This window comes from Actinomycetota bacterium (assembly GCA_040905475.1).
GTDB lineage: Bacteria > Actinomycetota > AC-67 > AC-67 > AC-67 > DATFGK01.
This window is the reverse complement of record JBBDRM010000059.1, coordinates 1-1,191: the sequence shown is the minus strand read 5'-3', so window position 1 is coordinate 1,191 and position 1,191 is coordinate 1. Positions and strand designations below refer to the sequence as shown.

Annotated in this window: 1 protein-coding gene; it reads left to right on the top strand. The window is 67.4% G+C overall.

The window, feature by feature from the left end; translation table 11 throughout:
• Nucleotides 1-49: 49 nt before the first annotated feature.
• The coding region (locus tag WEB06_05325; GenBank protein ID MEX2555034.1) for a tyrosine-type recombinase/integrase at nucleotides 50-1,191 on the top strand (1,142 nt) is incomplete at its 3' end.

The following is a 1,191-nucleotide window of genomic DNA, read 5'->3' as shown; positions in this document are numbered from 1 at the left end:
TGGCTCCCGTGGGCACATGGTGGGCACATTTGGTCTACGATCTGTGCCCATGGCGTCGATCTCCTTCGCCGAGCGCACCAACGCCGACGGCACCTTCACCGTCACCGTTCGCTATCGCGACACGTCTGATCGGCAGCGCAAGAAGTCCTTCCGCGAGGCGACCGAGGCCAAGACGCGGAAAGCCGCGAAGGACTTCGCCTCCAAGCTCCGGGTGCAGCTCGCCGAGGGCGACTACGTGGACCCGAACATCGGCAAGCGCCGCTTCGGCGAGGTGGCCCGGCTGTGGCTGAACGAGGCCAACCCCTCCAAGCGCGAGAGCGCCTGGGCGAGGGACGAGATCGTCATCCGGGTCCACCTGGCACCGCTCGAGAACATGCCGATCGCCAAGGTCCAGCCGAAGGACGTGCGGGCGCTGGTCGCCAAGTGGACCGAGACGCTCGCCCCGCGGACCGTGCACCGGAACTACGGCGTGCTCCGAGCGATCTGCCGCTGGGCGGTCGGCGAGGACATCCTCCGGCGCTCGCCGTGCCGGGGAATCCGGCTGCCCTCGAAGGGTGGATCGCCAACGGGCCAAGCGCTGACCGCCGACCAACTGGTTCGGCTCGTCAAGGACATGGAGCCAGAGAACCAGACCATGACGTGGGTGATGGCGCTCCTCGGCCTGCGCTGGGGCGAGGCCGCAGCGATCAAGGTTCGCTCGATCAAGTTCGGCAATCCGTCCGAACTGATCGTGACCGAGACGGTTCAGCGGGGGATCGGGGGCCGGCGGTTCGTCGGCCCGCCGAAGTCCGACGCCGGCCAACGGCGGCTCTCGATGTCGAAGCCGCTGTCGGACCTGTTGGCAGCGCAGCTCGCCCGCCGAGGACTGACCGCCGCGGACGAGAACGAGCTGGTGTTCGTGAACTCGGCTGGCGAGCTGTGGGATGCCACGAATTGGAGGCGCCGAGTTTGGAAGCCTGCAGCTATCAAGGCTGGACTGGCTCGGATGGTGGAGGTCGACGGGAAGAAGCACTACGAGGGGATCACCCCGCACGACCTCCGGCGCACGAACGCCACAGCGATGGTGGGTGCGGACGTTGACATCAAGACCGCCCAGACCCGCCTCGGTCATTCCGATGTGAGGATGACGTTGGACCTCTACGCCAGGGTCCTGGCGGAGCGGGACCAGGGAGCCGCCGATGCTGTCGCCGA